A 25,699-nucleotide genomic window follows, 5' to 3' on the forward strand; every position below is an offset into this window, starting at 1 on the left:
CACCTCTTCCTCTCCCGGAGCCTGCCATGAATCGTCAGCGCCTGCTGCTCATCACCCTGCTGCTGTTGGCCATACTGGGCTTTTACGTCAGTGGCGCCCACACCTTCTTTACCCTAGAGACCTTGCAGGCCTACCGCAGCCAGTTTCAGGCCGCGTTCCAGCAGTCTCCCTGGCAAGTGGCGGGTCTGTTCTTCGCGGTGTATGTGGTGATGACGGCGCTCTCCTTGCCCGGTGCGGCCTTGTTGACGCTACTGGGCGGGGCACTGTTTGGCCTGGGCTGGGGGCTGCTGATCATCTCCTTTGCCAGCACCCTGGGGGCCACCCTGGCGTTCCTGCTCTCGCGCTTCTTGTTTCGTGGGCCGATTGAAAAGCGCTTTCCCCGCCAGTTCGAGACGGTCAACCGGGGCGTGGAGAAGGACGGCGCGTTCTATCTGTTCACGCTGCGCCTGGTGCCGATCTTCCCGTTTTTCATGATCAATCTGGTCATGGGACTCACGCGGATCAAGCTCACCACGTTTTACTGGGTGAGCCAGCTGGGCATGCTGCCGGGCACGGCCGTCTACGTCAACGCGGGCGGCCAGCTGGGTGAGCTGGAGAGCCTGGGGGGGATCGTCTCGCCGGGGCTGCTGGCTTCGTTTGCACTGCTGGCGGTGTTTCCTTGGCTGGCCCGGCGTATTGCCGCCGCCGTGCAAACACGCAAGGTTTACCAGGACTTTACCCGGCCTGCACGCTTCGATTACGACATCGTGGTGATCGGCGGTGGCTCGGCGGGGCTGGTCACCAGCTACATCGCCAGCGCCGTCAACGCCAAGGTAGCCCTCGTTGAAAAGCACAAGATGGGCGGCGACTGCCTGAATACCGGCTGCGTGCCTTCCAAAGCGTTGATACGGGCGGCACGGGCGGCCCACGAGATTCGCACCGCCCATCGGTTTGGCGTCAGCGCCAGTGCCCCCGAGGTGGACTTTGCCAAAGTGATGGGCCATGTCCATCAAGCCATTGCCGACATCGAGCCCCACGACAGCGTCGAGCGCTATACCGGGCTGGGGGTCACGGTGTATCAGGACCACGCCCAGCTCGTCACGCCCTGGCAAGTTCGCGTGGGGAATACCACGCTCACCGCGCGCCATATCGTGCTGGCCACGGGGGCTCGCCCACGGGTGCCGCCGCTGCCCGGCATCGAGCACGCGCCACTGCTCACCTCGGAAAACCTGTGGTCGCTCACCGAGCTGCCCAAGCGCCTGGTGGTGCTGGGCGGCGGCGCCATTGGCTGCGAACTCAGCCAAAGCTTTGCTCGGCTGGGCAGTCAGGTCACCCTGGTTGAAGGTGCGCCCCAGCTGTTGGGCCGTGAAGATAGCGAGGTAGGCGAGCATGTGGCAGGCACGCTCTCCGGGGAAGGCGTGACGGTGATGACGGGCGCCACTGCGCTGGAAGTCAGCCAGGCAGACGGTGCACACCAGCTCGTCATCGAGCACCAGGGGGAACGCTTGACGCTGGCGTTCGATTATTTGCTGGTCAGCGCGGGGCGTCAGGCCAACGTGGAAGGCCTGGGGCTGGAAACACTGGGCATCAGTACGACCCAGGTCGGCACCCTGGCCCTCAATGAGCGGCTGCAAACCCGGGTGCCCAACATCTGGGCCTGCGGTGATCTGGCAGGCCCCTATCAGCTGACCCATGCGGCGGCGCATCAGGCCTGGCACGCCGCCGTCAACGCCCTGTTTGGCGAGCTGAAAAGCTTCGCCGTGGATTACCGTTTCATGCCCGCCGTTACCTACGTACAGCCGGAGGTGGCGCGGGTGGGGCTGAATGAAAAAGAGGCCACCGCCAAAGGCATTGCCTACGAAGTGACCCGCTACGCCATGCGCGACAGCGACCGCGCCATTGCCGAAGGTGCCACCGACGGCTTCATCAAGGTGCTGACCGTGCCCGGCAAGGACAAGATTCTGGGCGCCACCATCGTGGCGGAAAACGCTGGCGAGTGGCTGGGCGAATTCACCCTGGCCATGAAACACGGGTTGGGGCTGAACAAGCTGCTCGGCACCATTCACCCCTACCCCACCCTGGGCGAAGCGGCCAAGGCCACCGCAGGCGTATGGAAGAACGCGCACAAACCCGAGCGTGTGCTGGCCTGGTTGAACCGCTACTTTCACTGGCGCCGTGGCGAATGACCACCGCGGGCAGGGGCGCTTGGGTGCGATGGATCAGGGGGGTTGTGGGTCGTTTACGAAGTTTTCCATGATGTCGCGCACCAGTTTCCGCTGTGCCTGGGGTAACTGGCGATACAGGGCCAACAGCCTCAGTTCATCGGCATCGGGGGATACCTGCCAGGCGGCGGCAGGCTCCTTGACACCCACCACCTCAGCCGCGCCGTAACGCAAATAGTGCGGAGAGACGGACAACCACTGGGCCAGAACCAGCAGCTTTTCCTGGCTTGGAAACGAGTCTCCCCGCAACCAGCGCCTGACCGCCTGGAAGGTGATGGGTTTTCCCCAATAGCGCAGATTGAATTCACGCTCCAGAACGGAGGGTCGGGCTTCGTACCCTGCCGCTTGCATGGCGGCTATCAAACGCTCGGCAAACATGCTTTTTTCATTCATGCCGCCAATGTGAAGTGATTCTTCAATAAGAGTTGAATAACGGTTAACCTTCTGATTGAATCATTACTTCAATTCCGAATTAAACTAAACCGTGCACACGCAAGACGGCCGCTAGCGCGCCAGGAGTCTGCCAGGATGAGCCAGACGCCTTATCTTCCCGAACCGAGTTATCTGCACCGGGCGTTATCGACCCTTGGTTCGGCACCCGACCCGGATACGCTGCTGAAGGGGCTGGCCAGCACGCTGTACCATATCAACCGTCAGCAGCCCATCGCCCTGTACCGTCTTCACGACGCCAAAGCCCTGCACCTGACCTACTATCTTTCGCCTGCTGGCCAACAGGCAGCCCCCCATGCGCTGCGGCTCATCACCTCGCTCGCCTCTTTGTCCACGCTCGGGCTGGACTATCGCGACATCCAAGGCGAGTTCGGCATTTGGGGCTATGTGGCTTATCCAACGCCGGATACTCATGAGCAAACCCAGTGGCTGACGCTCTTCATCGACCTTGCCAGCCAGCGCCTGCGTCTTTTGAAGGCCGCCAATGCAACGGAGAGGCGTATACGCCTGAGGCGGCGAAGACGCTCGATTCTCAAAGACATGCAGCACACATGCAGTATCGAGCATCTCGTTCAACGTCACGGACAAAGCTGGTGTCGCATCTTTCAAGCGGTCGGCATAGCGCTCTATTATCAGGAAGAGCTGGCCTGCTTTGGCCAGTGCCCCCCTGAGCGCCAGCTTCTAGCGGCCATCACGTCCCTGGCAGCACCGCTGGACGACACGGAGGCCATCAAGCTTGATGGCGAGTGCGCGGGCGGGATTGCCGTCAGTGTTCATGTTGCTGACGCACAGCCAGCGTGGCTGATGCTGTTTCGTCGTCGTCACGCCGTGCCACTGCTGCCCGAACTGAGCTGCCCGCATACTCCTGTCGGCTACTGGCTCGCATCCGAGATCAACAGCCTTGCCGAGCTGGCCGATGACTTGACCTCGGTCATCACGGCCATCGAAATCGCCAATCTCAACCAGCAGCTCGTCGCCACGAATCAATGGCTGGAAACCCTGGCGCACAAGGACGCCCTTACCCAGTGCTGGAACCGTTACTATACCGAACTGGTGCTCGACAGTATCGACCCGACCCACACCACCATGGCGCTCATTCTGTTCGACATCGACGATTTCAAGCGCATCAATGACACTCATGGGCATGCGGTAGGCGATGATGTGTTGCGCGATCTGGTCGGCGTGGTAGAGAGAGTCTTGCGCCAAGGAGACCACCTTGGCCGCTGGGGCGGCGAAGAGTTCATGATTCTGGCCAGGGAGCTCGACCATGAGGGCACCTTGCAGTTTGCCAACCGCGTACGGCTAGCCGTCGCAAACGTCCGCTTCGCCGTGGCGGCGCCGGTCTCGATCAGTATGGGAGCCACGCTGCTACACGCCCATGAATCGCCTCGGCAATGGCTTGAACGCGCCGACCAGGGCCTCTATCTTGCCAAGCAGGCTGGCAAGAACCGGTGCGTTCTTTGCCCTTGACGCTGCCCTGCAGCCTTCGACACAAGAGTATCCCCGATGCCCCCACCCAAGCGGCTATTGCTGGTCGGCGCAGGCCACGCCCACGCCTTCGTGCTGGAAGCGTTTGCCCAGCGCCCGGACCCGACGATATCGCTCACGGTGGTCAGCGATAGTCCACTGGCCGCCTATTCCGGTGGCGTGCCTGCCTGGCTTGCGGGGGAGTGCACGCTGCGCGACACCCAGCTGGACATCGCCGCGCTCTGCCAGCGGGCGGGGGCTCGTCTCATCACCTCACCGGCCGTGGCCCTGTGCCCCACGAAACGCCAGGTCACTCTGCAGGACGGCCATGTGGTGGCCTTCGACGTGGCCTCGCTCAACGTGGGCGCAACTCTCCAGCCGCCTCAGCACGCCGAAAACGCTGAGCGCACGCAGCCCGCCCTGCTGGCCATGCGGCCACTCGGTTCTCTGCACCATCGCTGGCAGGCGCTGTTGGAGGATATCGACCAGTTGCCTCCCGGCACACGGCAGAACGTGGTGAGCGTGGGGGGCGGTGCGGCGGGCTGTGAAACCCTGATGAGCGTACTGGCACAGCTGCGCCAACGGCGTCCCGACGTGGCATGGAAAGGCGCCATCATCAGCGCGTCCCCCTCGCTGCTGCCTGGCGCTGGCTGGCTACCGCGCAGGCTGGTACTGCGCGCACTTCAACGGGCCGATATTGCCGTACACGCGGGATTACGGGGCAGTGCATTAGTGGCGGGCGGCGTGCATACGCAAGCAGGCCAGCGTATCGACGCCGACATCGTGCTCTGGGCCACCGGCGCCGTGGGCCAGCCTTGGCTCGAGAAAACCGCGCTGCCACGCAACGAACGGGGGTTCATCAGCGTGAACACGACCCTCGAAGTCACAGGCCACTCGGGGATATTTGCGGCGGGAGACTGTGCAGCTTTCGGCCAGCACACGCCGCCACTGCCCAAGGCCGGCGTGTACGCAGTGCGTATGGGGCCCGTGTTGGCCGACAACCTGCGAGCCGCCTGCTACGGCGCCCCGCTGGCCACCTGGGAGCCCCCCAGGCGAGTGCTGGCACTGATTGGCACAGGGGACGGTCGCGCCATTGCCAGTCGAGGCGCCATCGGTTTTTCAGGCCGCTGGGTATGGGAATGGAAAAAGCGGATCGATGCGCGCTTCGTTGCCCGCTTCAATCCGCCTTTCACACATTAAAACCGCCCCTACCGCTGCTAGCCGTTGGCTTTGCGCCAGCCGCCCAGCACCCGGCTATCCGGGCCGAAGAACACCAGCCGATCATGGTCGATCAGGTAGCGGTAGGCGGTATCCAGCATGTCCGTGACCCGCTTGGCACCTTCCATGTTCGGGCAGGCCATGCGGGTGGACGCCAACTCGCTGAACTCGATGCGCTGACTCTCTCCCAGGCTGACCGTACCGGTAAACTGGTTGCAGCCATCCGAACCACTCACCTTGCCGTCACGCCCAATGCGGAAAAATGGCGTACTGGGCATCGACAAACGCTCATCGGTCCCCACCAACAGCAGGTTCCAGCGCTGCTCGACGACCGGCCCCGACAGATCACCACGGGGGGGCGCATCCACTCGCTCCTGCTGCGGTGAGCTACCACAGGCCGCCACCAGTAGCGCCAGACTCAACCCCATCAACGTATTACGATAGTGTGCTTTCACCTTGCGTGTGCTCCTGCTCATTCACCAGCTGCCGCTGTTTTCCATGGATGCCCAAGGCTCTTGAGGCGCCAGGGCATCGCCTTTTTGCAATAACTCGATGGAGATGCCATCCGGCGACTTCACGAACGCCATATGGCCATCCCGAGGCGGACGATTGATGGTGACGCCATTGTCCTGGAGCTTCTGGCACAGGTCGTAGATGTTCTCGACACGGTAAGCCAGGTGACCGAAATTGCGCCCGCCGGTGTACTCCTCAGGGTCCCAGTTGTAGGTCAGTTCCAGCTCGGGCGCCGTCAGGCGCGCTGAGCGCTCTTCATCGTCCGGCGCAGCCAGGAATATCAGCGTAAAACGCCCTTTCTCGTTCTCTTTACGGCGTACTTCCTTGAGACCTAGCAGGTCGCAATAGAAGTGAAGCGAAGCGTCCAGGTCATGGACGCGAACCATGGTATGTAGAAATTGCATTGAGTCGTCTCTCTCTGGTCAAGTGCAGCGCCAGTAGGTCAGCGCTAACCCTTTGCTATGGTTGAAGATACTCGCTAAAGATAGCAGGCGGACGCGCATCGCGGGTGAATCCGAGCACCGCGTAGTCGTCTACCCTGCCGGTTTCCATGCCCGGTGAACCATGCGGCATACCGGGTACGGCCAGGCCAGCAATAGCCGGGCGCTCCTCCAGCAAGCGCTGAATGTCACCCGCTGGCACGTGGCCCTCGATGACATAGCCCTCTACCAGCGCCGTATGACAGGACGCCAGCTCAGGGGTAACGCCATGCTCTATCTTGATGGCGCGCACCCCATCATGGCGGTGGTGGTCGACCTCGAAGCCAGCCTCTTCCAGATGGCTGACCCAGTCGCTGCAACAGCCGCAGTGTGGGTCACTGTGTACCTCGATCACGGGAGCGGCCTGTGCAGACGACAACGATACGGCCAGCCCTGCTATCATCAACAGCGGCATTATTAGACGTTTTTTTGACATTTCATCACCATCACTAAAGATCTGTATAATACTAACACCATCACGCGATAGACGGGACGACCCCGGGAGGCATCAGTGGATTCGATTACACAGGCGGCATTGGGCGCCGCTGTGGGCGGCGCGATATTGGGGCGCCGCTGGGGCCGCAAGGCCATCGTGGTGGGCGCGCTTTTGGGCACACTGCCCGACCTGGACGTGGTGCTGGACTACGGCGATGCGGTGGCCAATGTCACCGAGCACCGTGGCTTCAGCCATTCGCTGTTCGTGCTGACGGGGCTGGGTACGCTGCTGGCCCTCCTGACCGCCTACCGCTGGCCCGCCACGCGGCAGCGCCCCGTTCACCTGCGCCACTGGTGGTGGTTCTACGTCCTCTGCCTGACCACCCACCCACTGCTGGACGCCCTGACCACCTACGGCACCCAGCTGTTCTGGCCGCTGGACGTGCCCCCGGCTGCGTGGCCGATCGTGTTCATCATCGACCCGCTTTATACGCTGCCGCTATTGCTGGCCCTGCTGATTGGCGCCTCGACCCACAAGGTGCAAAAAGCGTGTCGCGTGGGCCTGGCGGTGTCCAGCGCCTACCTGCTGCTGGCCGCGGGCGCCAAGTGGCACGTCGAGCAGCGCCTGGCCCCCACCCTGGCTGAGGCCAACCTGCAGCAGGCGCCAGTAATGGTGCAGCCCACCCCCTTCAATATTGCCCTATGGCGCGCCACAATCATTGACGACGATCACTACTACGAAAGCTTGATCAGCGTGTTCGACCGCCAGCGCACACCTACGCTTGAGCCATTGCGGCGTAACGTGGCACTGGAAAGCGCGGCCCTTGGCAACCCCAAAGGGGAGCGCCTGGCCTGGTTCACGGGGCCATTCCTGCGCTACGAGATCCGCCAGATCGATGGCGTCGATACACTAATCGCCACCGACATTCGTCTCGGGTTCCCCGGCTTTCACCCCTTCAACTTCACCCTGGCCACCCGGGAAGATGAGCGCTGGGTACCGCTGGAGGTCAGCGAGCAGGTCAGCACCCCACGCGGGCTGGAGCTGGAAACCCTGGCGCGCCTGGCGTCACGGGCAGGCGGCGATATTTCGGCACTCTGCGCCACTGACTTCGTCGACCCTCAATGGCGCACCGAGCCGTTTCTTTATCGCTGCTGACCCCTCATGAAGGGAAATTCAGAGTTGTGATCAGGGCGCAATGCCCTGGCCACACCCCTTGTACTGTTCGCCGCCGATACTGACCGTGACACGGGCAGGGTACGGCTGGCCTTTCATGTCGTCAAAACAGGCCCCTGACTCGATCCTCACCCGGAAAAACGACTCGGCATCGGCGTTTTCGATCACCACACGACCCGCGGCGTTATCCATGACGCTGACCATATAAGGTAGCGTGGTCGTTTCACTGCCGTACTGCGTGGTCCAGGTCATGACCGGTGCGTCATGGGCCAGCTCGATACTCCAGCCGGGCTCGTTGCCTCGTGCCAGGAACATGACGCCCGGATGTGCCGAACGGGTGGCCGCAGCGCGTGCCAACCCCTGCTGGCACTGCAACTGACCCCGCGGCGTCTCTACCTGGGCCTGCTCGCCACGGTTCCAGAAACTGATCTCGCCATCCTGATAACGCGCGCCACTGGCCACCACAGCCTGCGGCAAACGCCAGGCACCGTGCAGTGACCACAAGCGCAATTCGTCGCCATTCAAGGCGGTGACCAGATCCTGATGAGCCGGCTGGCAATGCCAGGCCTGGAACTGCTCCGCACTGCCGGGAAACAGCGCAGAAGGCAACAAGGGCGCTGTGCTATGCACCGTGGTGCGGGTGGGGGTTTCCGCCGCAGGTGGGGTGCTGGCACAGCCTGCCAGCAGGGCCACCGAGGCCATGGCCAACAGCGGACGAAAGGTAATGGGCTTGGCGATCATGAGGCAGGTTCCCGTTATGACGGTTTGAAGGCGCTGAGATCATGCGGATCGAAAGACGTTACCTCTGCGGGCAAGCCAAGCGCTTCGCGCCGGACCTTGACCTGCATTTTTTCGGCCAGCCGCTCGGCATCGTCATCGGTGGTGCGGCCGTTCAGCTCGGCCAGTTGCGACATGCCCTGGTGATAAAAGGTCAGGATATCCAGCGCCAGACGATTATCCTCTTCTACCCCACGACGCAGCGGCTGCAGATAGCTGCTGATGCGCGACAGGTGATGCTTGAGCTGCCAGACATAGCGCATCTCCACCATCCAGGGCCGCTCACGCAGGGCCGCAAACATGGCGCTGGTCGCCAGCAGACCCAGCAGCACCCCGAGGGCATTCAGCCAGAAGCTGCTGCCGAAAGTCGCGGTCAGCAGCATGGAGAACAGAAGGCCGAATACCACCAACTGCCCTGCCATGATGATGCTGATGATGCGCGCCTTGCGCCGATAGGTATCTGGATCGTGGTGCTCAAGGGTAAAGGCCATGGCCAACCTCGTTATCGAAAGGAACCTCTTATGATACGGGGCTGACCAGGTCAGTCAACGCGCTCAGGCCAGCTGTTCGGCGGCACTCTTCAGCAGCCGCTCGGTGGTCTCCCAACCCACGCAGGCATCGGTGACCGAGACGCCATAGCGCAGTTGGCCAAGGCTCAGCGGCTGCTTGCCTTCGACCAGATGGCTCTCCAGCATCAGCGCGACCAGGCGGGCCTCGCCTGCCTGGCGCTGTGCCAGCACCTCCCGCATGACCTCGCTTTGCCGACGATGATCCTTGCGAGCGTTGGCATGGCTGCAGTCCACCATCAGGCGCGGGTTCTGCCCCGCACGTTGCAGCGTGTCGATGGCCGCCTGCACGTGGTGGGCCTGGTAATTGGGCTCGCCGTGCCCGCCGCGCAACACCACATGGGTGTGCGGGTTACCGGCGGTTTCCTGCATGATGGGGCGGCCCTGGCGGTCCATGGCAAACCGCTGATGGGCGTGCGCCGCAGCCTGCATGGCGTCGATGGCCACCTGCACATCGCCACTGGTGGCGTTCTTGAAACCCACCGCGGCGGTCAGGTCACTGGCCAGCTCCCGGTGCAGCTGGGACTCCGTGGTCCGCGCGCCAATCGCCACCCAGCTCAGCAGGTCATCCAGGTAAGGCGCCAGCATGGGCTGCAGCAGCTCGGTCGCTACCGGCAAGCCGCGCGAGGCCACCGCATGCATCAACTCCCGCGACAGGGCAATTCCATGAGGCATGTCGCCGCTGCCATCCAGGTGCGGGTCGTAGGCCAGTCCCTTCCAGCCCACCGTGGTACGCGGCTTCTCCACGTAGACACGCATGACCGGCAGGATATGCTGGCCAATGTCGTCGCTGAGCGCCGCCAGGCGGTCGGCATACTCCAGTGCAGCGTCCGGGTCGTGAATGGAGCAAGGCCCGACCACCACCAGCAGGCGGTCATCCTGGCCATTCAAAATACGTTGTACCGCACGCTGCTGCTCGGCAATCTGTACGGCCAAGGGGGCATTGATGGCAATGCGCTGGCGCAGCTCAGCGGGCAACGGCAAGGGCGTGGAGGACAAGGAGACGTGGTCGTCTGCCAGGGGCGTGCATTGGGGGGCAATAGGGGCATTCATGGGTCAACTCTCCGAGATCGTGGGACACAGCGCTAAACATCGCAATCCTTCCTTGCCACCCAGGCAAGCACGATCGGAGGTGGCAGCTTGCACCGACCGCGCGTCACTAAATCGCCAGCCATAGCCATAGCCGATATAACGGAAGGCCTGGGGGCTAACGATTGCGCGGTTGCGGTAAGACATGGTGCAGCTCCTGTGTTGCATTGAATGAAAACCCGTGGCCCGTTCAGGCCAGCCTGGCTGACCGCAGCGTAAAACGAAAAAAGCCTCGGTGGGGTAACCCACCGAGGCTTTTTGCATGCGGCAGGTCACCTGTGCGGTGTGCCTGCCGACCCGACATCAGGCGTCGGCCAGCGGCACACCCTGGCTAAACCAATACGCTGCATAATAAACGGGCTGGAAAGACGCGACGCTCAGCGACGTATACGCCCACGCGCCCACCACCGTTTCCGGTTGGCGCTGGCGGCGGTCTGAACACGCAGCATGATGCATGGCGGCTTCCTCATAAAAGTCATAACGACGATACTGCTTAATCCTGCCTGCCAAAACGCCAAATGGCAACCCGCCATTCGAGGTTCTTCATGCAAGATTTTCCATTCAAGGGGCTGGCCTGTCCGTCAGGCCAGCGGCAGCCTCAGTTACTGAAGGCCTGAATCCAGCCGATGGTGGCGGGCAGCGCACTCATGCTGACCAGCACGACGATGCCCAGCACGATAGGCAACAGTCCGGATTCATCTTTGAAGTCTTCATCATGATGGGCCATATAGCCTCCTCGTCAAGGGTCTACAGGCGGCTCTTGCCGCTCTATTGCTTACGTCGGTAGATCATTCTAGTGAGGGCGTGGAGCGTAGGCAAACACATCCGAGAACATACGCTCACTGCTCGCGCCCAGCCGCTCCAGCACATCGACGCAGGCGTACACCATGCCCGGCGAACCAGAGAGGTAAATATCGCAGCCTTCCGGCGTGCCCAGCGTTTTTTCCAGCGCCTTCACCAACTGGCTCTCCAGCACCAGGTCGACCCGCCCCTGATGGTGGTGAATACGCTCGCCAGCAGCAAGAGATTCGGTCAGCGGAAACTCGGTCACCGCATGGAACGACAGCTGCTCGGCCTGTTGAGCCCACTGGCATGCCAGATCTTCGGCATACAGGTCGCGGTGCTCGCGGTTCGCCCACCACAGCGATATCGGCCGCTGTGGCTGGTCACGCTGGGCCGCCTCGACGATGGCTTTCATCTGCGCGAACCCGGTTCCTGCGGCGATCAGCAGCAGGGGGCGCTCACTCTGCCCATCCAGCACACAGACACCGCTGGGCAGGCGTACGGTCAGCTGGTTGGCCACCTGTAGCAACTGGCGTAAGCGGCGGGAGTTCTCGCGCTCGGGCCAGTGCTGGATCTGCAGCTCCAGGGTGCCATCGCCGCGGTCGGCGCTGGCGATCGAGAAAGGCACCCAGGTATCGTCGTCCAGCTTGAGTTCCAGGTACTGGCCGGGGGCGTGCTGCATTGCCTCTGCGCGTCCGGCAATCACCACCCTGAAGACATCGGGATTGAGATCTTCAACGGCGGTCACCTGGCAGGTCAGCGTTTTACACGTTGACGTATTAACGCTCATGAAAGCCTCTTTTTGGCAAATCGTTCAGTCCCACGGCAGCACTAGCCGTGTCGCGGTGCGGGCAGGGGAATATCGATACCCAGCTCTTCCCAACGCTGGTCGACGCGGGTCTTGATGGCATCGTCCATCACGATGGGCGTTCCCCACTCTCGGTCGGTTTCCCCGGGCCACTTGTTGGTGGCGTCCAGGCCCATCTTGGAGCCCAGCCCGGAAACCGGCGAGGCAAAGTCCAGGTAATCGATGGGGGTGTTCTCGACCATCACCGTGTCCCGGGCCGGGTCCATGCGGGTAGTGATTGCCCACATGACGTCTTCCCAGTTACGGGCATCGACATCGTCGTCCAGCACGATCACGAATTTGGTGTACATGAACTGACGCAAAAAGCTCCACACCCCCATCATCACCCGCTTGGCATGGCCCGGATACTGCTTCTTCATGGTGACCACCGCCATGCGGTAGGAGCAGCCTTCCGGCGGCAGGTAGAAATCGACGATTTCGGGGAACTGCTTGCACAGGATCGGCACGAACACCTCGTTGAGCGCCACGCCAAGAATGGCGGGCTCATCGGGCGGACGCCCCGTGTACGTGGAGTGGTAGATCGCGTCGCGGCGCATGGTCATGCGCGTCACGGTAAACACCGGGAACCGGTCTACTTCGTTGTAGTAGCCAGTGTGGTCGCCGAAGGGGCCTTCCGGGGCCATGTCGTCGGGGTAGATGAACCCTTCCAGCATGATTTCGGCGGAGGCAGGCACGTCCAGCTCGGCATGGCCGCACTTGACCAGCTCGGTGCGCGATCCGCGCAGCAGTCCGGCAAACGCGTACTCCGAGAGCGAATCGGGCACCGGGGTGACCGCCCCCAAAATCGTGGCGGGGTCTGCCCCCAGGGCCACGGCCACGGGGAAGGGCTCGCCAGGATGCGCCTTCTGGAATTCCAGAAAGTCCAGCGCGCCCCCACGATGGGACAGCCAACGCATGATCAGCCGGTTCTTGCCGATCTTTTGCTGGCGGTAGATCCCCAGGTTCTGACGTTTCTTGTGCGGCCCTTTGGTGATCACCAGCGGCCAGGTCACCAGCGGCGCTGCATCACCCGGCCAGCAGTGCTGAATGGGCAGGCGGTCCAGGTCTACGTCGTCACCTTCGTAGACCACTTCCTGGACCGGGGCGCGTTTGACGTTCTTCGGCCCCATGCTGAGCACCTGTTTGAAGATCGGCAGCTTCTCCCAGGCATCCTTCAGCCCTTTGGGCGGGTCAGGCTCCTTCAGAAACGCCAGCAGTTTGCCGACTTCCCGCAGGGCTTCTACCGACTCCTGCCCCATGCCCAGCGCAACGCGCTTGGGCGTACCAAACAGGTTGCCCAACAGGGGCATGTCGTGACCTTTGACATTTTCGAACAGCAGTGCCGGGCCACCGGCACGCAGCGTACGGTCACAGATTTCGGTAATTTCAAGGTAGGGGTCAACTTCGGCGGTAATGCGCTTGAGCTCACCTTGAGCTTCCAGCGCTGCTATGAAATCGCGCAAGTCGTTGTACTTCAAGGTCCTCTCCTCAACCCGGATATCAGTCGCCGCGTAGCAGGTGGCGCCACCATGCAGCGCCTTAACGGCGCTTCATTGCCTCGAAGAATTCCAGATTCGTCTTGGTATCTTTAAGACGGTCAATCAGGAACTCGGTCGCGGCCGTATCTTCCATCGGGTTGAGCAGCTTGCGCAGAATCCACATGCGCTGCATTTCGTCTTCCGACGCCAGCAGGTCTTCGCGACGCGTGCCGCTGCGACGAATGTTGATGGCCGGGAAGACGCGCTTTTCGGCCAGTTTGCGGTCCAGATGGGCTTCCATGTTGCCGGTACCCTTGAACTCTTCGAAGATGACCTCGTCCATCTTGGAGCCGGTGTCGACCAGCGCCGTGGCGATGATCGTCAGGCTGCCGCCCTCTTCGATGTTACGCGCCGCACCAAAGAACCGCTTGGGCTTCTCCAGCGCGTGGGCATCGACACCACCGGTCAGTACCTTGCCAGAGCTGGGCACCACGGTGTTGTAGGCCCGCGCCAGACGGGTGATGGAGTCGAGCAGAATCACCACGTCTTTCTTGTGCTCGACCAAGCGCTTGGCCTTCTCGATGACCATTTCGGCGACCTGAACGTGACGCGCCGGCGGCTCATCGAACGTCGAGGCCACGACTTCGCCACGCACGGTGCGCGACATCTCGGTGACTTCCTCCGGGCGCTCATCGATCAGCAGTACGATCAGATGACACTCGGGGTTGTTACGCGTGATGGACGTGGCGATGTTCTGCAGCATCAGTGTCTTACCCGCCTTGGGGGGCGACACCAGCAAACCACGCTGCCCTTTGCCGATGGGCGCGGTCAGGTCGATGATACGTGCGGTGAGGTCTTCGGTGGAGCCGTTGCCGATCTCCATGCGCAGACGCTCGGTGGGAAACAGCGGCGTCAGGTTCTCGAAGAGAATCTTGTGCTTGGCGTTTTCCGGGCGGTCAAAGTTGATCTGACTCACCTTCAGCAGGGCAAAGTAACGCTCACCCTCTTTCGGCGGACGGATCTTGCCAGAAATGGAGTCGCCCTTGCGCAGATTGAAACGACGAATCTGTGAAGGCGAGACGTAGATGTCGTCTGGCCCGGCAAGGTAAGAGCTATCCGCGCTACGCAGGAAGCCAAAGCCGTCCTGAAGAATTTCCAGCACACCGTCGCCATAGATATCCTCGCCACTTTTGGCATGTTTCTTGAGGATGGCGAAAATGATGTCCTGCTTGCGCGAACGGGCGAGGTTGTCGATACCCATTTCGCGGGCGATATCGAGCAGCTCGGGAACGGTTTTTTGCTTGAGTTCAGTGAGATTCATCGGTGTGTTAGAAAATTGCTCATGAAAGCTGGGCGACGAGCGCCGGGAATAAGACAGGAGGCGAGGCCCAGGTCATTAGGGCAAAGCGCCGAGTGATGCGTTCAGACTCCATCCAGGCACACGCTCGATTGATAAGTATGGGCAGTCGCGTCGGCCATGATGTAGCCATTAGCCGTAATTGGTGACCGCTGGGCGTGAGGGTAGGTTATCTGACGACTTGGACATCTGGCTGATGCCATCGGAATACGCATTGCTCGGGGTGCCGAGTCAACACGCTTGTCTGGACGTACAAGCCAACTCGGATCAGGCCAGTTACCCGATGGTAGTCAAGCCCCGCGACAAACGCAAGCCTTTGACAATTGACAATAGTCAGAGGGCGCCGCAACCTTGGCATAGCCAACTTGAAGGATAGCTCATGCCCATGGACATTTCGCTCCCCACCGATGCGCCCAATAGCGAAGTCGACAGCGCTGCTCCCCAGCGCCTGGCCGCCATTGACCTGGGCTCCAACAGCTTTCATTTACTGGTCGCCAACTACCAGAATGAAAGGCTACAAGTCGTTGCCCGACAAGGCGAGAAGGTGCAGCTTGCCGCTGGCCTGGATGGCAATGGCTACCTTAGCGAAGCCGCCATGCAGCGCGCGCTGGATTGCCTGAGCCGTTTTGCACCCTTCCTGACCGACATAGAGGGTGCCAACCTGCGGGTGGTGGGCACCAACGCGCTGCGTGACGCCCACAACAGCCAGGACTTCATCGAACGCGCCGAAGCCCAGCTGGGCCACGCCATTGAAATCATTGCGGGACGTGAAGAGGCCCGGCTGATCTATCTGGGTGCCGCCCACGCCTTGGCCGAGAACGGTCGCCGTTTGATCGTCGACATTGGCGGGGGCTCCACGGAGTTCATCATTGGTGAAGCCTTCGAGCCCAGGGCGCTGGAGAGCCTGCGCATGGGCTGCGTAACGTTCAGCCAGCGCTTTTTTGCCGATGGCGAGATTACCGAAAAACGCATGCGCCGCGCCGAGCTGGCGGCACTCTCGGAACTGGCCAATATCCAGCGGCCTTACCAGCGCCTGGGCTGGGATGATCCGGTGGGCTCCAGCGGCACGATCAAGGCTGCCGCCAGCGTTCTGTTCGCCTACGGCGATGCGCCCCAGGAAGGGGTGATTACCCGCAGCGGCCTGCAAAAGCTCAGAGAGCGGCTGGTAAAGTGCAAGCACCTGGACAAGGTCGAGCTGGATGGCCTGAAAGCAGACCGCGCCCGGGTATTCCCGGCGGGCATCGCCATTCTCAATGCCGTGTTCGAAGCCTTCGACCTGCACCAGATGCGTTTTGCCGATGGCGCGCTGCGGGAAGGTGTGCTGTACGACATGGCCGGGCGCAACAGTGCCGAAGACACCCGCTCACGCACCCTGGAGCTGCTCAAGCGCACCTACGACGTGGATACCCGGCAAGCCGAGAACGTGGCCGACACCGCCAGGCGACTGTTCGAACGTCTCCAATCGCCCTGGGGGTTGAGCAACGAACAGGGACATTTTCTGAACTGGGCCAGCCATGTCCACGAGATCGGGCTCGCCATTTCCCATAGCCAGTTCCATCGTCACGGCGCTTACTTACTGGAGCATTCGGATCTGGCCGGGTTTTCACGCCCGGAACAGCGCCTGCTGGCCTTTCTGGTGCGCGCCCATCGACGCAAGTTTCCGCTCAAGGAGTGGCAGGCACTGCCCGCATCCCAACAGCCCACGGCGGGCAAGCTGGCTCGCCTGCTGCGTCTGGCGGTGCTGCTCAATCACTCTCGGCCCGAAAGCCCCCCGGCGCTGCCACACATCGTGGTCGACGACAGCGGCGAAGGTTTGGTGATCACGCTCCCCCAGAGCGATGAGCCTACCCTGCTGAGCACCGACCTGGAGCAGGAGCAGGGGCATATTGCAGGGGCGGGTTTCCTGCTGACGCTCGTCAGCTAGTCAGGACACCGCACCGCCACCCCCGCCGCCTGCCAGAGCACTCTGGCAGGCGGCTGCAAGATGGCCAGGCAGCGCTCCCCTTCCATCACTAGCAGCAGCCGCTGACGCTCCCAGGGGGGGATCGACTGCTCCTGCAGCCAGCGTTTCAGGTCACGTCGGCCACGCCCCGGCAGCACCAGCGTTTCTCCGCCCTGACGCCCACGCAGCACGAATGAGGCGCTAGCCGCATCTTGTGCTCCCGTTTTCACCTCGAGCGCCAGCGTGCCCAGCGGCGTCGCCAGACCTGCCCGGCCATCCCACTCCGCCTGCCAGCCATCCAGCGGTGCCTGCGGGGCCATCACGTAAAGCCCGCCCCGCCATACCCGCGCTTCTGCCCCGGGCCATATGATGTGCACACGCGCCTGAGCGGCAGCACTCAATTGCTCCAGCAGGCTGGCCAACCGCGCCAGTGGCGGCGTCGGTAACCCGTGTTGCTGGCACAGCGTCCGCACCAGCAGCCGTTGACGAGGAAGTGGCAGCGCGGCCAGGGCATGGGCGTCAATACAGCCGGGCGACAGCGCCAAACCGGCCAGCTCCTCGGCGGCGTAGCTGGACAGTAGCCCATCGGCCTCTCCCGCCCAGGCGGCACTGCGGGCCAACGCCTGGGCGGCCCCGGGCCAACGCTGGCCGAGCACGGGCAGCACGGCGTGGCGCAGGTAGTTGCGATCGTAATAGGTATCTTGATTGGTGGGGTCTTCGCACCACGCCAGCCCCTCGTGCCGGGCAGCCTCGCGCAGTTGGTCTCGCCGAACGCTCAGCCACGGACGCAGCAGTACACGCCCCTGCCACTCACGGCGCCAAGGCATGCCAGCCAACCCACGAATACCGCTTCCGCGCAGCGCTGCCAACAGCCAGGTCTCTGCCTGATCATCCTGATGCTGGCCCAGCCACAGCGTGTCGCCGGGGGCGAGGTGCTCGAGAAAAGCCTGATAGCGCGCACGCCGGGCAGCGCCTTCGATACCCTCCCCCTGCGGTTCGACGCTGACCCTCGCCACGCTGAGCGGGACGCCGAGCCGCTGGCAAAGCGCTGCACAGTGGGCTTCGAAGTCGGCGGCGGCAGGCTGCAAACCATGGTGAACGTGCAGCGCACGCAGGCTGCGGCCACGCAGCTGGCAGGCCCTTGCGGCCAGAGTCAGCAGCAGCGAGGAGTCCAGCCCGCCCGAGAGCGCCACCCAAACGCAACGCCCCGGCGGGGTCTCCGCCAGGGCGTCGTCGAGCAGCGCAAGCAGTGCGTCAGGCGGCAGGGGCGCCATAGCTCATCAGGCGTGCGTAGCGGCGCTCCAGCAGCGCCTCATGGTCCAGCGCCTGGAGCCTTTCGAGGCTTGCGCTCAGCGCTTCCTTGACCCGCTCTGCGGTGGTCACGGGATGACGGTGGGCGCCGCCCAGCGGCTCCTTGATCAGCGAGTCCACGAACCCCAGCTCCTTGAGGCGCTCGGCCGTGATGCCCATGGCCTGAGCCGCGTCGGAGGCTTTCTCGGCACTCTTCCACAAAATGGAGGCGCAGCCTTCCGGGGAAATGACCGAGTAGGTGGAGTACTGCAGCATGTGCAGCTCGTCACACACGCCTATCGCCAGGGCACCACCGGAGCCACCCTCCCCGACCACCGTGGAGATGATCGGCGTTTTCAGCCGCGACATGACGGCCAGGTTATAGGCGATGGCTTCCGACTGGCCACGCTCTTCGGCATCGATGCCGGGGTAGGCGCCGGGAGTGTCGATGAAGGTGAGAATGGGCATCTTGAAGCGCTCGGCCATCTCCATCAAACGGCACGCCTTGCGGTAGCCTTCCGGACGCGGCATGCCGAAGTTGCGGCGCACTTTCTCTTTGACGTCGCGGCCCTTCTGATGGCCAATGACCATGACCGGCGCATCGTTCAGACGAGCAACGCCACCGACCAACGCCGCGTCGTCGGCGAAGTTGCGATCACCGTGCAGCTCGTCGAAGTCGGTAAAGATGTACTCCAGGTAATCCAGCGTATAGGGGCGCTGTGGGTGCCGCGATAGCTGGGAAACCTGCCAGGGGGTCAAGTCCTTGAAGATCGACTCCGTCAGCTTGCGGCTTTTCTCTTCCAGCCGGGCAATCTCGTCAGAGAGGTTCACCTGGCTGTCGGAGCTGACCAGACGCAGCTCTTCGATCTTTGCCTGGAGCTCGGCGACGGGCTGTTCAAAATCAAGATAATTTGGATTCATCGGCTCTGCCTGTAAGCTGCCTGTCATAAAAAGGCATTATCAAAACGCATCTCGGTTGGGGCCATTATCGCACCCTGACCCCGCCACGCAAGGGCTCAGCGATAGCGCAGCTGGACGCCCACCTGGCCCTGAACGTCACGCAGGGCCAATAGCAGGTCGTCGCTGGGGGCCACTTTCCACTCATCGGCCAGCTCCAGCCACCCTACGGCCTCGGGATGGCGGTACTGCAGCCTCACCGGCAGGCCTTCGCTATCCCGGTAAGGCGAGAGGCTGTCACGCAGGCTATCCACCAGGCGGCCATTGATCTGCCCGGCATCCAGCGCCAGCTCCACGGCCTGGCCATAGCGCACCCGGGCAGTGACCATCGGGGTGACGTCCTTGCCACGCAGGCGCAAACCGCCCGAGAAGTCATCGCTGGAGACTTCCCCTTCGACGATGATGACCTGATCCGACTCGATCTGACCGCGCAGCTGATCGAACAGCTCACCGAACAGCGACGCTTCGATACGCCCGGTGCGGTCGTCCAGCGTGATGAAGGCCATGGTGTCGCCACGCTTGGACTTCATGGTGCGCATGGCCACCACCAGCCCTGCCACCCGCTGGGGCTCGCGGGACGGCTTGAGGTCGCTGATGCGCGTAGAGACGAAGCGCTTGAGCTCGCGCTCGTACTCATCGATGGGGTGGCCAGTAAGGTAAAGCCCCAGGGTGTCTTTTTCCCCCGAGAGACGCTCGCGGTCGGTCCACTCCCGGGCATGGCGGTACTCGGCGTACACATCCCCGGCCTCTTCTTCAGCAGCAAACGCATCACCGAACATGTCCAGCATGCCCAGGTTCTGGTTGGCATGGTTCTGGGCAGCGGCCTTGAGGGCGTCTTCCATGGCGGCAGCCAGCACGGCACGGTTGGGGCCCAGGGTATCCAGCGCCCCGGAGCGAATCAGCGCTTCGAGGGTGCGCTTGTTCATGCGCTTGGGGTCGATACGGCGGCAGAAATCGAACAGGTCCTTGAAAGGCCCTTCGGCATTACGCGCCTCGACGATGGCGCCAATCGGGCCTTCGCCCACGCCCCGGATGGCCCCCAGGCCGTACACTACGCGGCCTTCGGTATCCACGGTGAACTTGTAGCCACCCACGTTGACATCCGGGGGTGTCACGGTGAGCTTCAGATGGCGGCACTCTTCGATCAGCGGTACCACCTTGTCCAGGTTGTCCATCTCGGTGGACATGACCGCCGCCATGAACGGGCCTGGGTAGTGGGCCTTCAGCCATGCGGTTTGGTAAGAAACCAGCGCGTAGGCCGCCGAGTGCGACTTGTTGAAGCCATAACCGGCGAATTTCTCCACCAGGTCGAAGATGTTGCCCGCCAGGTCCTTGTCGATGCCGTTGGCGGCACAGCCCTCCATGAAACCGGAGCGCTGCTTGGCCATCTCTTCGGGCTTTTTCTTGCCCATGGCCCGGCGCAGCATGTCTGCCTGGCCCAGGGTGTAGCCCGCCATCACCTGGGCAATCTGCATGACCTGTTCCTGGTACAGGATGATGCCGTAGGTCGGCGTCAGTACCGGTTTCAACAGCTCATGCTGGTAATCCGGGTGTGGATAAGAGACTTCCGCCCGGCCATGCTTACGGTTGATGAAGTCATCCACCATACCCGACTGCAGCGGGCCCGGACGGAACAGCGCCACCAGGGCGATCATGTCGTCCAGGGAGTCGGGCAGCAGCCGCTTGATCAGCTCCTTCATGCCGCGGGATTCGAGCTGGAACACCGCCGTGGTCTCTGCCCGCTTGAGCATTTCGAAGGTCTTGCTGTCGTCCAGCGGGATGGCATCGATATTGAGCGGGCCTTGGCCTGCGGCATCGCGTACCTTGTCCACCATCTCCAGCGCCCAGTCGATGATGGTGAGGGTCCGCAGCCCCAGAAAGTCGAACTTCACCAGCCCGGCGTCTTCGATGTCGTTCTTGTCGAACTGCACCACCAGCCCGGCGCCATCCTCGTCACACAGCAGCGGCGAAAAATCGGTCAGCTTGGTGGGTGCGATGACCACGCCCCCCGCGTGCTTGCCGGTGCCCCGGGTGGTGCCCTCCAGCTTCAGGGCCATTTCCCAGATCTCTTCCGCCTCTTCGTCGTTGTCGATGAACTCCTTGAGGGCGGGCTCCTGCTCGATGGCCTTGGCCAGCGTCATGCCCACTTCGAACGGGATCAGCTTGGAGAGCTTGTCCCCCAGCGAGTAGGGCTTGCCCTGGGCACGGGCCACGTCACGCACCACGGCCTTGGCGGCCATGGTGCCGAAGGTGACGATCTGGGAGACCGCGTTGCGGCCATAGCGGTCGGCAACGTACTCGATGACCCGGTCGCGCTTCTCCATGCAGAAGTCGACATCGAAGTCGGGCATCGAAACACGCTCGGGGTTGAGGAAGCGTTCGAACAGCAGGTCGTAGCCAATCGGGTCCAGGTCGGTGATCTTCTGGGCGTAGGCCACCAGCGAGCCCGCACCGGAGCCCCGCCCAGGGCCAACGGGCACACCGTTGTCCTTGGCCCACTGGATGAAGTCCATGACGATCAGGAAGTAGCCCGGAAACCCCATCTGGATGATGACGTTGAGCTCGAACTCCAGGCGGTCACGGTAGCGCTGCTCGATCTCACGGAAGGCGTCGCCGTCGCGGGGGTACTCCTCGGCGGGAAACAGAAAGTCGAGCCGCTCGGTCAGGCCGTCATGGGAGACCTTGCGGAAGAACTCATCCTGGGTCATGCCTTCGGGGATGCCGAATTCCGGCAGGAATATCTCGCCCAGGCGCACATCCACGCTGCAGCGCTCGGCAATCATCACGCTGTTTTCCAGCGCTTCCGGAATGTCGGCAAACAGGGCCGCCATCTCTTCCGGGCTTTTCAGGTACTGCTCTTCGGTATAGCGGCGCTCGCGGCGCGGATCGTCCAGCGCCTTGCCTTCCCCGATGGCGACACGGGTTTCATGGGCCCAGTAATCGTCGCGGGCCAGAAAGCGTACGTCGTTGGTGGCCACCACCGGCGTGTTGGTCTCGATGGCCAGCTTGACGCTGGCGTGCACGCAGGCTTCTTCCAGCGGCCGCCCGGTGCGCACCAGCTCCAGGTAGAAACGGTCGGGAAAGGCCTGCTGCCACTCCTCCAGCAGTTGGCGCGCTTCACGCTCGTGTTCCGACAGCAAATGACGGCCAATATCGCCATCGCGGCCGCCGGACAGCGCAATCAGTCCGTCGCTTTGGGCCAGTACCCACTGCTTGTCGAGAATCGCCCGCCCCTGGCGCTGCCCGTGGGTCCACCCCTTGGAGATCAGCTCGGTGAGGTTGCGATAGCCGTCCTGATTCATGGCCAGCAGCGTAATGCGATACGGGTGCGCTTCATCGTGGGGATTGGCCAGCCACAAGTCGCTGCCGATGATGGGCTTGAGCCCCGCGCCTTGGGCTGCCTTGTAGAACTTCACCAGGCCAAACAGGTTGGTCTCGTCCGTCAGCGCCAGCGCGGGCATCCCCCGTTCAGCGGTGGTACTGACCAGCGGCTTGAGCTTGACCAGACCATCGACCAGGGAGTATTCACTGTGCAAACGAAGATGAACGAACGGAACCGTCATGAGACTCTCAGCATAAAGCGCAAATGAAAAAAAGACCGCGCTACAGCAGCGCTAGCTGACGCTGTACCGGCGCAAAGCTTTTGCGGTGTTCGGCCAGCGGACCATGGGCTTCCAGAGCCGCCAGGTGCTCTTTGGTTGGATAGCCCTTGTGGCGCGCAAAACCATACTCAGGATAGCGCAAATCCAGCTCGGCCATCTGGGCGTCCCTGGCCACCTTGGCCAGAATCGAGGCAGCGGCAATGGCAGGGTGGCGCGCATCGCCTTTGACGACGGCCTGGCCCGGCAAGGCGTGCCCCGGCAGCCGGTTGCCATCCACCAGCAGGTATTCGGCGGCGGGCATCAGGGCATCGATGGCGCGCCGCATGGCCAGGTGCGTGGCATGATAGATGTTGAGCGTGTCGATTTCGGCGGCGCTGGCCTCGGCCAACGCAAAGGCCAATGCCCGCTCCCGTATCTGCACGTCCAGCTGCTCCCGCTTGCGGGCCGTCAGCTTTTTCGAATCGGTCAAGCCTTCGATGGGCGCCTGGGGGTCGAGTATCACCGCTGCCGCCACCACGCTGCCGATCAGCGGGCCACGCCCTACTTCATCCACACCGGCCAGGTAGGGGCCGGTATAGGCCACTACCAGCGGAGGGTAATCACGGGAATCATTGGCCATCCGTCGCGGCCTCCAAGGGCTGACCCGCCGCCAGCGCCGCCACGGCCTGGGCAGCACGCTGGCTGGCATTGCGCTGTAGCGCGGCGTGCATCGCCGCAAAGCGCTCTTCCAGCGCCTGACGGGTGGAAGCTTCCTCCAGCAGCTCGCCCACCTGCTGGGCAATGGCCTCCGGCGAGGCGGCGTGCTGAATCAGCTCGGGAACCACACTCTCCTGGGCAATCAAGTTGGGCAACGAGATCCAGGCCGTCTTGACCAGCCGCTGGGCCAGCCAGTGGGTTGCGGGCGCCATCTTGTAGGCCACCACCATGGCCCGGTGGCACAGCATCGCTTCCAGAGCGGCCGTACCAGAGGTGAGCAGTACGGCGTCGCTGGCCACCATGGCTTCTCTTGCCTGGCCATCCAGCAGCGTTACCGATGGGTGCAGCACAGGGTAACCGGACAGCAGCTCGGTAAGCTCCCGATGCCGCTGGGCAGTCGCCGCAGGGATCACGACCTGCAGATCAGGGTGGCGCTGGCAGAGCAGCGTGACCGCCGCCAGGAAGGTCGCCCCCATGAAGCGGACTTCATTGCCACGGGAGCCCGGCAGCAGCGCCAATACCGGCCCGTCGAGCCTTAACCCCAACACTTCACGGGCCGCCTGACGGTCGTTGACCAGGGGCAGCTCGTCCGCCAGGGGGTGGCCCACGAACGCCACCGGCACGCGATGCTGACGGTAGAAGTCGGCCTCGAAGGGCAGCAGCGTCAGCATGCCATCCACCGCCTTGGCGATTTTCTTGACCCGCCCCTGGCGCCAGGCCCATACCGAAGGGCTGACGTAATGGGCCGTGGTCACGCCCGCTTCACGCAGCTGTTTCTCCAGCCCCGTGTTGAAATCGGGCGCATCGATGCCAATCATGATGTCCGGCTGCCAGGCCAGCGCGTCTTCCCGCAGGGTACGGCGTACGCGGATCAGCTCGGGAAGGTGCTTGAGCACCTCGACCAGCCCCATCACCGACAGCGTTTCCAGTGGAAAGCGGCTTTGCAGGCCCTGCGCTTCCATGCGGGGCCCACCCATCCCACGAAACTCCACGTCAGGATAGCGGGCGCGTAGCTCACGCATGAGCCCCGCGCCCAGAATATCGCCAGAGAGTTCGCCTGCCACAAGGTATACGCGTTGCAGTGTCATGGAGACAAGACAGCCAGTTGAGGTGTATTAGCGCACGATACCGCGCGTGGAGCGCTCGATGGAGTCGGCAAACTGCACGACTTCCGGCAGGTCGAAGCGGCTGCGCATATCGCTGATGGCCTGCTCGACGGTGAGCCCCTGACGGTAGACCAGTTTGTAGGCAGTGGTCAGGGCGGCAATCGCCTCGCGGCTGAAGCCTCGGCGCTTGAGGCCGACCAGGTTCAGGCCACGCGCTTCGGCAGGGTTGCCGTTGATCATGACGAACGCCGGGGTATCCTTGGTGATGATCGAGCCACCGCCCGCCATGGCATGGTCCCCAAAGTGGCAGAACTGATGCACCGCCGAGAGCCCGCCCAGAATGGCATGGTTGCCCAGCGTCACGTGCCCTGCCAGGGTGACCTGGTTGGCCAGGATGCAGTCGTTGCCGATCACGCAGTCATGGCCAACGTGCACGTATGCCATGAACAGGTTACGCGACCCGATGGTGGTTTCGCTGCGATCCTGCACCGTACCGCGGTGCAGCGTCACCCCTTCACGGATCACGTTATCGTCGCCCATGACCAGCCGCGTCGGCTCGCCGGCGTACTTCTTGTCCTGGCAATCTTCCCCCACCGAGGCAAACTGGAAAATACGCGTGCGCTCACCCAGCACGGTGGGCCCCTTGATCACCACATGGGGGCCAATGACGGAACCAGCACCGATGGTGACATCGGGCCCGATCACGCTAAAAGGGCCGACCTCGACGTCATCGGCCAGTCGTGCCGTCGGGTCGACCAGTGCAGTAGGATGTATCAAGCCACCTTCCTCTCGGCACAAATGATTTCAGCTTCACACGCCAGCTCGCCATCTACCGTGGCACGGCAGGCAAATTTCCAGATGCCGCGCTTGCCACGAATGACGTTGGCTTCCAGCGTCAGCTTGTCACCCGGCATGACCGGGCGCTTGAAACGTACGTTATCGCTGCCAACCAGATAGTAGACATAGCCATCTGCCGGAAGCTTGTTGACCGTCTTGAAGCCCAGAATGCCACACACTTGCGCCAGCGCTTCGACGACCAGCACGCCGGGCATAATGGGGTGATGTGGAAAATGGCCATTGAAGAATGGCTCATTGATGCTTACGTTCTTGTACGCCACGATGGCTTCGCCCACGGTCAGTTCCGTGACTCGATCCACCAGCAGGAAGGGATAGCGGTGGGGCAAGTACTCGCGAATTTCGTTGATATCCATAACCATCGTAACGACCTCTAAATAGACATAGCGCCTGAACAGTGTCAGGCAGGCACCAGCA

Annotated in this window: 24 protein-coding genes; 5 read left to right on the top strand and 19 right to left on the bottom strand. The window is 62.7% G+C overall.

Annotation, left to right across the window (positions count from 1 at the left end):
- The first annotated feature begins 26 nt into the window (after positions 1 to 26).
- Complete coding sequence (locus tag HSS18214_RS0109245; protein ID WP_016915015.1) at positions 27 to 2,165, top strand: dihydrolipoyl dehydrogenase family protein; 2,139 nt, start codon at positions 27 to 29, stop codon at positions 2,163 to 2,165.
- 33 nt (positions 2,166 to 2,198) lie between these two features.
- Here the strand turns inward: HSS18214_RS0109245 and HSS18214_RS0109250 are convergent, their stop codons facing one another.
- On the bottom strand, positions 2,199 to 2,579 hold the full coding sequence (locus HSS18214_RS0109250; protein ID WP_016915016.1) for a hypothetical protein: 381 nt from the start codon (positions 2,577 to 2,579) through the stop codon (positions 2,199 to 2,201).
- Between the two features lie 150 nt (positions 2,580 to 2,729).
- Between HSS18214_RS0109250 and HSS18214_RS0109255 the strand changes: the two genes are divergently transcribed.
- Positions 2,730 to 4,121 (top strand): GGDEF domain-containing protein, encoded by a 1,392-nt coding sequence (locus tag HSS18214_RS0109255; RefSeq protein ID WP_016915017.1) that lies wholly within the window; start codon positions 2,730 to 2,732, stop codon positions 4,119 to 4,121.
- Between the two features lie 36 nt (positions 4,122 to 4,157).
- Positions 4,158 to 5,318: an FAD-dependent oxidoreductase gene (locus tag HSS18214_RS0109260; protein ID WP_016915018.1), complete on the top strand. Its 1,161-nt coding sequence runs from the start codon at positions 4,158 to 4,160 to the stop codon at positions 5,316 to 5,318.
- Positions 5,319 to 5,335: 17 nt separating this feature from the next.
- Here HSS18214_RS0109260 and HSS18214_RS0109265 read toward each other — a convergent pair whose 3' ends face one another.
- From HSS18214_RS0109265 to HSS18214_RS0109275, 3 genes are read right to left on the bottom strand one after another with little or no spacing between them, the layout of a single operon-like run.
- Positions 5,336 to 5,764: an META domain-containing protein gene (locus HSS18214_RS0109265; RefSeq protein WP_040460968.1), complete on the bottom strand. Its 429-nt coding sequence runs from the start codon at positions 5,762 to 5,764 to the stop codon at positions 5,336 to 5,338.
- A gap of 48 nt (positions 5,765 to 5,812) precedes the next feature.
- Positions 5,813 to 6,253 (bottom strand): lactoylglutathione lyase, encoded by a 441-nt coding sequence (gloA, locus tag HSS18214_RS0109270; RefSeq protein WP_016915020.1) that lies wholly within the window; start codon positions 6,251 to 6,253, stop codon positions 5,813 to 5,815.
- Positions 6,254 to 6,308: 55 nt separating this feature from the next.
- Positions 6,309 to 6,764, bottom strand: a complete 456-nt coding sequence (locus tag HSS18214_RS0109275; protein ID WP_026001843.1) for a DUF411 domain-containing protein — start codon at positions 6,762 to 6,764, stop codon at positions 6,309 to 6,311.
- A gap of 75 nt (positions 6,765 to 6,839) precedes the next feature.
- Between HSS18214_RS0109275 and HSS18214_RS0109280 the strand changes: the two genes are divergently transcribed.
- Entirely contained in the window at positions 6,840 to 7,919 is a 1,080-nt protein-coding gene (locus tag HSS18214_RS0109280) for a metal-dependent hydrolase (RefSeq protein ID WP_016915022.1), read from the top strand.
- 30 nt (positions 7,920 to 7,949) lie between these two features.
- Here HSS18214_RS0109280 and HSS18214_RS0109285 read toward each other — a convergent pair whose 3' ends face one another.
- The 8 genes from HSS18214_RS0109285 to rho all read right to left on the bottom strand — a co-directional run bounded on the left by HSS18214_RS0109285 (position 7,950) and on the right by rho (position 14,798).
- Positions 7,950 to 8,678, bottom strand: coding sequence for an MliC family protein (locus HSS18214_RS0109285; protein WP_016915023.1), 729 nt, complete (start codon positions 8,676 to 8,678; stop codon positions 7,950 to 7,952).
- Positions 8,679 to 8,692: 14 nt separating this feature from the next.
- On the bottom strand, positions 8,693 to 9,205 hold the full coding sequence (locus tag HSS18214_RS0109290) for a DUF3087 family protein (RefSeq protein WP_016915024.1): 513 nt from the start codon (positions 9,203 to 9,205) through the stop codon (positions 8,693 to 8,695).
- Between the two features lie 63 nt (positions 9,206 to 9,268).
- Positions 9,269 to 10,333, bottom strand: a complete 1,065-nt coding sequence (locus tag HSS18214_RS0109295; RefSeq protein WP_016915025.1) for a 3-deoxy-7-phosphoheptulonate synthase — start codon at positions 10,331 to 10,333, stop codon at positions 9,269 to 9,271.
- Between the two features lie 339 nt (positions 10,334 to 10,672).
- A complete protein-coding gene (locus HSS18214_RS19060; protein ID WP_016915026.1) occupies positions 10,673 to 10,825 on the bottom strand; it encodes a hypothetical protein in 153 nt (50 codons plus the stop codon).
- Positions 10,826 to 10,967: 142 nt separating this feature from the next.
- Positions 10,968 to 11,096 (bottom strand): hypothetical protein, encoded by a 129-nt coding sequence (locus HSS18214_RS19665; protein WP_016915027.1) that lies wholly within the window; start codon positions 11,094 to 11,096, stop codon positions 10,968 to 10,970.
- Positions 11,097 to 11,162: 66 nt separating this feature from the next.
- Positions 11,163 to 11,942, bottom strand: a complete 780-nt coding sequence (locus HSS18214_RS0109310) for an FAD-binding oxidoreductase (protein ID WP_016915028.1) — start codon at positions 11,940 to 11,942, stop codon at positions 11,163 to 11,165.
- A gap of 41 nt (positions 11,943 to 11,983) precedes the next feature.
- Positions 11,984 to 13,477, bottom strand: a complete 1,494-nt coding sequence (gene ubiD, locus HSS18214_RS0109315; RefSeq protein WP_016915029.1) for a 4-hydroxy-3-polyprenylbenzoate decarboxylase — start codon at positions 13,475 to 13,477, stop codon at positions 11,984 to 11,986.
- A gap of 61 nt (positions 13,478 to 13,538) precedes the next feature.
- Entirely contained in the window at positions 13,539 to 14,798 is a 1,260-nt protein-coding gene (rho, locus tag HSS18214_RS0109320) for a transcription termination factor Rho (RefSeq protein WP_016915030.1), read from the bottom strand.
- A gap of 415 nt (positions 14,799 to 15,213) precedes the next feature.
- On the opposite strand from rho, the gene ppx reads away from it, so the two are divergent.
- Positions 15,214 to 16,758, top strand: coding sequence for an exopolyphosphatase (gene ppx / locus HSS18214_RS0109325; protein WP_016915031.1), 1,545 nt, complete (start codon positions 15,214 to 15,216; stop codon positions 16,756 to 16,758).
- Here ppx and tilS read toward each other — a convergent pair.
- The 7 genes from tilS to fabZ form a co-directional block, all read right to left on the bottom strand.
- On the bottom strand, positions 16,755 to 18,050 hold the full coding sequence (gene tilS, locus HSS18214_RS0109330) for a tRNA lysidine(34) synthetase TilS (RefSeq protein WP_016915032.1): 1,296 nt from the start codon (positions 18,048 to 18,050) through the stop codon (positions 16,755 to 16,757). The two genes, ppx and tilS, sit on opposite strands and share 4 nt — an antisense overlap.
- On the bottom strand, positions 18,031 to 18,987 hold the full coding sequence (gene accA, locus HSS18214_RS0109335; RefSeq protein WP_016915033.1) for an acetyl-CoA carboxylase carboxyl transferase subunit alpha: 957 nt from the start codon (positions 18,985 to 18,987) through the stop codon (positions 18,031 to 18,033). Before accA ends, tilS begins: the two co-directional genes overlap by 20 nt.
- 95 nt (positions 18,988 to 19,082) lie before the next feature.
- Positions 19,083 to 22,586: a DNA polymerase III subunit alpha gene (gene dnaE, locus HSS18214_RS0109340; protein ID WP_016915034.1), complete on the bottom strand. Its 3,504-nt coding sequence runs from the start codon at positions 22,584 to 22,586 to the stop codon at positions 19,083 to 19,085.
- Between the two features lie 40 nt (positions 22,587 to 22,626).
- A complete protein-coding gene (gene rnhB, locus HSS18214_RS0109345; protein ID WP_016915035.1) occupies positions 22,627 to 23,244 on the bottom strand; it encodes a ribonuclease HII in 618 nt (205 codons plus the stop codon).
- Positions 23,234 to 24,409 (bottom strand): lipid-A-disaccharide synthase, encoded by a 1,176-nt coding sequence (lpxB, locus tag HSS18214_RS0109350; protein ID WP_040460953.1) that lies wholly within the window; start codon positions 24,407 to 24,409, stop codon positions 23,234 to 23,236. Before lpxB ends, rnhB begins: the two co-directional genes overlap by 11 nt.
- Positions 24,410 to 24,436: 27 nt before the next feature.
- Complete coding sequence (gene lpxA, locus HSS18214_RS0109355) at positions 24,437 to 25,204, bottom strand: acyl-ACP--UDP-N-acetylglucosamine O-acyltransferase (protein ID WP_016915037.1); 768 nt, start codon at positions 25,202 to 25,204, stop codon at positions 24,437 to 24,439.
- Positions 25,201 to 25,644, bottom strand: coding sequence for a 3-hydroxyacyl-ACP dehydratase FabZ (fabZ, locus tag HSS18214_RS0109360; protein WP_026001844.1), 444 nt, complete (start codon positions 25,642 to 25,644; stop codon positions 25,201 to 25,203). Before fabZ ends, lpxA begins: the two co-directional genes overlap by 4 nt.
- Positions 25,645 to 25,699: the final 55 nt, after the last annotated feature.

The organism is Vreelandella stevensii S18214 (genome assembly GCF_000275725.1).
Classification (GTDB): Bacteria; Pseudomonadota; Gammaproteobacteria; order Pseudomonadales; family Halomonadaceae; genus Vreelandella; species Vreelandella stevensii.